Origin of the sequence: Leptolyngbya sp. FACHB-60 (assembly GCF_014695775.1) — a bacterium.
Classification (GTDB): domain Bacteria; phylum Cyanobacteriota; class Cyanobacteriia; order Phormidesmidales; family Phormidesmidaceae; genus Nodosilinea.
This window is the reverse complement of sequence record NZ_JACJOX010000074.1, coordinates 75013-81965: the sequence shown is the minus strand read 5'-3', so window position 1 is coordinate 81965 and position 6953 is coordinate 75013. Positions and strand designations below refer to the sequence as shown.

Annotated in this window: 3 protein-coding genes; all 3 read left to right on the top strand. The window is 61.9% G+C overall.

Annotated features, from left to right (window positions below; all coding sequences use genetic code 11):
- Positions 1 to 318 precede the first annotated feature (318 nt).
- Genes H6F57_RS25895 through H6F57_RS25885 form a run of 3 tightly spaced genes read left to right on the top strand, consistent with a single transcriptional unit; the run spans position 319 to position 6937 of the window.
- A complete protein-coding gene (locus tag H6F57_RS25895) occupies positions 319 to 1278 on the top strand; it encodes a hypothetical protein (RefSeq protein ID WP_313933699.1) in 960 nt (319 codons plus the stop codon).
- Positions 1275 to 4862, top strand: coding sequence for a TonB-dependent receptor (locus H6F57_RS25890; protein WP_190632026.1), 3588 nt, complete (start codon positions 1275 to 1277; stop codon positions 4860 to 4862). The genes H6F57_RS25895 and H6F57_RS25890 overlap by 4 nt, the downstream gene beginning before the upstream one ends.
- On the top strand, positions 4859 to 6937 hold the full coding sequence (locus H6F57_RS25885) for an OmpA family protein (protein ID WP_190632024.1): 2079 nt from the start codon (positions 4859 to 4861) through the stop codon (positions 6935 to 6937). Before H6F57_RS25890 ends, H6F57_RS25885 begins: the two co-directional genes overlap by 4 nt.
- The last annotated feature ends 16 nt before the right edge of the window (positions 6938 to 6953 follow it).

Here is a 6953-nt window from a genome sequence, read left to right as displayed (position 1 = left end):
CTGGATTCGCTCCCATTGGTCATCGCGCAGGGCATAGCGTCGGCTTGTCATTCCGCTGAGTCTTGCTTTAAGGACTACCCTTCAACCCTAACCTAATTGATGACACGCCCTAGAGAAATCCGGATCCCTTTAAGAATCTTTACAGAATCTTTGTGGTATTCACGGATGACCTTGCTATGATTTGCCGAGTTTGACAGCGGAATGTAAGTCTTTCGACTGTTGACAGAGGCTGTTTGGCCATTCAGGGGTGATGAGAGACGTTTCTCTAGCTGGCTAGGGGAGCGTCAGTGGTGTGAAGAGTGGTCTCAGAGGGGTGGTGTGAGACGTAATCAGCGACGACTGTACCGGGGGCTGCTGTTTTGGCTAGCCCTGGTTTTAAGCTATTGCCTAAGCCATGCAGTGCCACCATCGACTGTGGCGCAGGCTCAGAGCCAAATTTTTGTCAACCAGGCTTCAGCTCAGTTTGTGGGTCCCAATGGGCCAGCTACCACTGTCTCTAACCAGACAGAGGTCAGCGCCCTGATGCTGCCAGGCCCGCCACCAGGACCGGAGCTACCGCTGCTGCAAATTACTAAAACCGCCGACCGTGCCGCTGCTGAGCCCGGCGACGTGGCGATCTATCGATTGCTGGTTACCAACCTCTCGACGACCCAGCCGGCCACGCCCCTCACCATTACTGACCAGTTGCCCCTAGGCCTGCTCTACGTGCCCGACTCGGTGCAGGCGACCCCGCAGCAGCCGACCCAGGTGGTGACCACCGACAGCAGCTTAACCCTGACCTTTGCCTCCTTAGGCCCTGGGGAGTCGGTGTCTGTAGCCTATGGAGTCTTGCTGACCCCTGATGCCGTGCGCGGCGGCGGACGCAATATTGCCCAGGCCTCGGCCCCTGGCTTTACGCCGGTAACTGCCGCCTACCAGATGACTATTCGTCCCGGCATTCTCGCCGACTGTGGCACCATTCTGGGCCGGGTGTTTGTCGACAAAAACTTTGATGGTCAGCAGCAGCCCGGTGAGGCTGGGGTGCCTAACGCCGTCATCTTCATGGACGATGGCAACCGCATTTTGACCGACCCTGATGGGTTGTTCTCACTGGCCAATGTGCTGCCAGGCTACCGGGTTGGCACGCTGGATCTCTATAGCCTACCGGGCTACACCCTAGCCCCCAACCTCTACCGCATTGAAGAAAACAGCGCCTCCCGCTTTGTGCGGCTGTCGCCGGGTGGGTTGGGCCGAATGAACTTTGCCGTTACACCAACCTTTGGGGAGGAGCAGTCATGAAACCTCTGTCTTCTCGTTCGCTGGGGTTGGGCCTGTTAACCACCCTGGCTGGATCGTTCGGTATCTTGCTGCCCAGCTATGCCGCCCCTGGGGAACTGGGTACGGCAGCCGATCTGGAACTCTCCGGTAGCCCAGGCGCAGCGGTGCAATCCGTTGTTGAACCTACGCCCACCGAATCCGCCGCCATCGAAACGCTAGAGCTACCTCTGCCAGAGTCGCCATCGACAAACGTCGAGGCCGTCGTGGCGACGACAGCTGCCCAGCCCTGGGCAGACTCAACGGCGGCGATCGCCGCCGCCACCGTCCTGCCCTCAGGCGACCTCCCTACGCCTGACACCAATGCTCTACCCGGCGACGCTGGGGTGCCCCTAGCCAACCGCAGCGAAAACTCTGATCTATTTGAGTTTCAGTTTGGCGGCGACCAGCTGCCGCTCAACCCGCCCCCCACCCAGCCGCTGCGGCCCGTGGCACCCCAGCCCGAGGTAGCCGCTTACAGCATTACCGTCCAGCCCGAGCGCGACATTCAGATACCCGCCAACGGGCGATCGGCGCTGACCCTAGTAGGGACCGTTACCGCCGCCGAGGGCGAGCCTCTAGATGACGATGTGGTGGTGACCCTGACCAGCAGCGCTGGCGAATTTATTGGAGCCGATTACGACAGCGATCGCAGTGGGTTTCAGGTGCTGGCTCGGCAGGGGCTATTTGAAGCGCGGCTGCGATCGACCCTCGATGCCCAGTCTGTTATCGTGCGGGCTATGGTCGACTCTCGCACCCTGCGCGAGCTTGACCCCACCCTGCGAGAGAGCTATCCCGCCCTAGAGGCCACCACGCAGGTGAGCTTCGTCACCGATCTGCGCCCCACCATCATTTCTGGGGTCGTCGACTTCCGCATCGGCCGGGGCGGCACCAATCTGCTGGGTAGCTTTAGAGACTTTCTCAGCACCGACTCCCTCAACCAAGATGTTGAGGTGAGCTTTACCACCGGGCTGTTTGCTACGGGCGCCCTCGGTGACTGGTCGTTTACCGGGGCTTACAACAACACCCGTGGCCTTAACGATCGCTGCGATGGCAACAGCCTCTACCGCGATGTGCAGGCCTGCAACCAAACCTACCCCGTCTACGGCGACAGCTCCACCACCGACTTTCTCACCGAGTCAATCGACAGCCTGTACCTGCGCTTTCAGCGCGATTCGCTCGCGCCCCATGCTGACCCTGACTACTTCATGTGGGGCGACTACGGCACCCAGGAGTTTGCCGGAGAGTCGCAACAGTTCACCGCTACCGTGCGCGAGCTGCATGGCTTTAAAGGCAACTACACCTTTGGCAATGGCCTCCAGTTAACCGCCATGTACGGCGACAACGTACGGCCTTTCCAGCGCGACACCATCGCCCCCGATGGCACCAGTGGCTACTACTTCCTGTCGCGGCGGCTGGTGCTGCGGGGCAGTGAGAACGTGTTCATTGAGGCCGAGGAATTTAATCGCCCCGGCACGGTGCTAGAGCGCACCCCGCTCTATCGCGGCGTCGACTACGACATCGACTACGATCGCGGCACCCTGCTCTTTCGCCAGCCGGTGCGAGCTGTCGACCTCAACCCCCTGGGTACCACTCTGGTGCGACGCATTGTGGTCACCTACCAGATTGACGATGCCTCGGTGCGGGGCAGTCTCTATGCAGGGCGCTTGCAGTACCGCCCTGAGGGCGACAACGGCGGCGTGGTGGGAGCCACCCTGCTGACCGAAAACCAGGGAGCCCAAGACTTTACCCTCTACGGATTTGACTTCCAATGGCCCCTGGGCGATCTGGCCCAGGTCACGGGCGAATATGCCCGCTCCTCCTTTAATACTGGGGCCACCAATAACCAGGGCAATGCCTATCGCGTTGAGCTGAGCGCCACCCCCTTTGAGGGCATTGCCGGCCAGGCCTACTACCGCTCTACCGACAGCGGGTTTAACAACACTGCTACCAGCAGCTTTAGCCCCGGCCAGACCCGCTGGGGGGCTCAGGTGCAGGCCCAGGTGGGAGTACAAACCCAGCTCCGGGCTCTGGTCGATCAGGAGCGTAACGTGGGCAACGCCGTAGCCGTGCAAACCACGGCTATAGGGCTGTTTCAGCCCGGCTTTAATCCGGTGAGGGGTGGGGTCGTCGACAACACCCTCACCGAAATTCGCGCCGGTGTTGTGCAGCAGATCGGCAGCGCCACCCTGGGAGTGGACTTTGTCAATCGCTCCCGCGACGATCGCCTGACCAACTTTTCTACTGACGCCAACCAGCTGGTGTCGCGGCTCAACCTACCGCTGACCGCCACACTGAGTGCCCTGGCCCAGAGTGAGATCAACCTGAGTGCCGGTGACCCCCTCTACCCGACCCGCAATACCGTTGGTCTGGAGTGGGCCGTGCAGCCCGGCGTCAGCCTGCGGCTGGCCCAGCAGTTTTTGTCAGGGGTGCAGGGGCCAAGTTCGATCACCAGCCTCGACACCATTGTTGACTACCAGCTCGACGACAACACTACCTTGACCAACCGCTACTCGCTGTTGGGGGGCTACAACGGCATTACCGGTCAGGGGGCGGTCGGATTGAACCACCGGCTGACGCTGGCCCCTGGCCTGCGAGCCACCTTTGGCTTTGAACGCATCTTTGGGGATGCCTTTAACCTGACTGGGCTCGGCCAGCAATTTGCTCAACCCTATGCGGTGGGCCAGGGGGCCTCGAGCCTCGGACTCCAAGCCTCCGCCGTTTACTCAGTGGGGCTGGAGTATACCGACAACCCCGACTGGCAGGCCAGTGGCCGCGTTGAGTATCGTGACTCGCCGGGTTCGAGCAACTTGGTACTGGGGGCTGCCGCCGCCGGGCGCATTACCGATGCGCTCACCGGTTTGGCCCGCTTTGAGATGGGCAACTTTGCTAACCAGACGATCACCGATCAACTGGGGGATTCCAGTACGCTGCGGCTAGGACTGGCCTACCGTAACCCGGTGAGCGACCAATTTAACGGCCTGCTGAGCTACGAGTTTCGCAACAATCCCAGCAGCACCCCCAACAGCATCTTGCAGGGGGTCAGCTCAGAGGCCCAAGACCACACCCTGTCGCTGGAGGGCATCTACGCCCCCAACTACCGGTGGGAGTTTTACGGCAAGTACGGCCTGCGCTACAGCACCGCCAACCTCGCCCAAGACATTGGCTTCTCGAACAGCATTCACTTAGCCCAGGCGCGGGCCACCTATCGCTTTGCCTACCGCTGGGATGTGGGGGCTGAGGTGCGCTGGTTAGGGCAACCGGTGGTCGGCTACAACGAAACCGGCTTCGCTCTGGAGGCGGGCTACTATTTGACCCCCGATGTGCGGCTGGGGCTGGGCTACAGCTTTGGTGGGGCCAGCGACGGTTCCTTTGTGGGCGGCGGTGGCTATCGGTCGGCCAGCGGCCCCTACTTTGGCATTACCGCCAAGGTGAACCAGCTGTTTAACCGCTTTGGGGCGCAGCCGGTATCGCCGCCCCAGCAACAAGAATCTTATGTGGATGAGGCGGCCCTGATCGACAGGCCCGAGGCCGACGCAACGGGCACTGCCCCAGGAGGTGAGGAATGAATCAGCGGTGGTGGATCGGATATGGTGCGATGGCCCTGGGCCTGCCAGTCGTGGGACTTGCGATCGCCCCGGCCTTGGGGCAGTCAGCCTTGGCGACCTACAGCCTACGGGTAACTAGTGCTGACGATGGACCGGTGCAGCCCGACCAAGGGCTAACCCTGCGGGAAGCAATCGAGCTAGCCAACGGCACCCTTACCCCTGAGCAGCTGAGTGAGGCAGAGCAAGCTCTGGTGCAGCCTCTACCGGCGGGGCAAGGATCGCGGATTGGCTTTGACCTACCGGCGGGGCAGGCCACGATCGCGCTAGTCGATCTATTGCCCGAGATTGTGGCTCCAGAACTGGTGATCGACGGCACCACCCAGGCGGGCTACGATGCTGAGGCCACCTATGACCCCAAGTTTCCGGCTGCGCCAGCGGTGAGCCTGACAGTTGCAGAGGGCAGCGAGGTGGCTCGCGGCCTCACCATCGCCGCCGATGGGGTGACGGTGCGAGGGCTGAGTTTGTATGGATTTCGCACCAGCGATCGCGCCACCCAGACCACGCCACCCTCCGATATTTTTATCAGCGCCCAGGCCCCCCCGGTAGACTCTAGCCCCCTCAGCCCGGCTCTGGAGTTGTTTCGTCTCGATCAGCCTGACAGGGCTCCGCGCGGAGTCGTCATCGAGCAAAACTGGCTGGGGTTGCCCCCCAGTGGCGAGTTTCCGGCAGTGCCTTCGGCCTTTGGGGTGACGGTGTTTAACGCCGTGGAGACCACGGTTCGCAACAACCGCATTCAAAACCACGACGGCAGCGCCATCATTACGGGCTTTCGGGCCGATGGCTTGCAAGTGAGCGAGAACGCCATCATCGGCAACGGTCTGGCCGGCATGCCCGACGCCATTCGCCTGGAGGGCACCATCGCCGCCAGCGCCATCACCGATAACCTGATCTGCGCCAACGACGGCAGCGGCATCTATCTATTTAAGACTGAGGGGGCCACCCAGATCTCGGGCAACGCCATTCAATACAACGGGCGGCGGTTTGAGCGAGCGGCGGTGTATCTGATGGGCAGCGACCACCAACTCAGCGATAACTTTATTGGCTATCAGCCAGGACCTGGGGTGGCAGTAACGGCCTACCCCCTCAGCCACCGCAACCAAATTCGCGGCAATCGCTACGCTGAGCTAGATGGCCTGGCCATTGACCTCAATACCCAGGGCAACACAGAGGTACAAGACTTTCAAAAGGGGGATGGGCCAAACCCGCCGCGCAACTCGCACCAGCGCCGCCGCGAGACCGGCAACGCCGCCATCAACGCCCCTCAGTTTGACGCCTATAGCTTTGCCAGTGGCGTAGCAGAAGTTACCCTCACCGGCACCGCCGACCCCGGTAGTGAAATTGACCTCTATCGAGTGGTGGAGCCAGGTTTTCCCTACAGTCCGTTGACTGAGCCCCTCGGAACTGTGACCGCCAGCTCTGAGGGCACCTTTAGCGCCAGCCTGTCGCTGCCGCCGGGGACGCGGGTGAGCGCGATCGCCACCGACCCCGAGTGGGGCACTTCTGAACCCGCCGCTGTGGCGGCCGTGCTCGCCGCCGATGGCACCCAGCCTGACTTACCTGCCACCCCAGTGGAGCCGCCGAGCTGCAATCCACCCACGCCACCGCCGGCGCCCGTTGAGCCGCCGCCGCCGCTAGAACCCCTGCGGCTTGAGATTCCGCGCAACGTTCACTTTGCCCTCGATCGCTCCAACATCAGCACCGAGAGTGCCGGGGTGCTCGACCAGATTGCCGCCGCCCTGCTGGAATATTCCTTCCTCACGGTAGAACTGCACGGCCACACCGACCCCCGCGCCAGCGCTGCCTACAACCTGGCCCTAAGCGAGCGGCGCGCCCTGTCCGCCCGCGACTACCTGATTCGCAAGGGTGTACCAATGGAGCGCATGCGGATTGTGCCCTTTGGTGAGACCCAGCGCCGCAGCGAGGGCAGCGGCCGCGTAGAATATGCCCGCGATCGCCGGGTTGAGTTTATCTTCACCGACGTGCGCGGTCTCGATATTATCTTCCTGAACCAAGAGGCCGACCTCCAGCTTGAGTAGAAACCGAGCCATGGAT

What these genes read in the sequence shown, in the direction of transcription:
- H6F57_RS25890 (WP_190632026.1), top strand. Translation starts at nt 1,275, where the DNA reads ATGAAACCTCTGTCTTCTCGTTCGCTGGGGTTGGGCCTGTTAACCACC.
- H6F57_RS25885 (WP_190632024.1), top strand. Translation starts at nt 4,859, where the DNA reads ATGAATCAGCGGTGGTGGATCGGATATGGTGCGATGGCCCTGGGCCTG.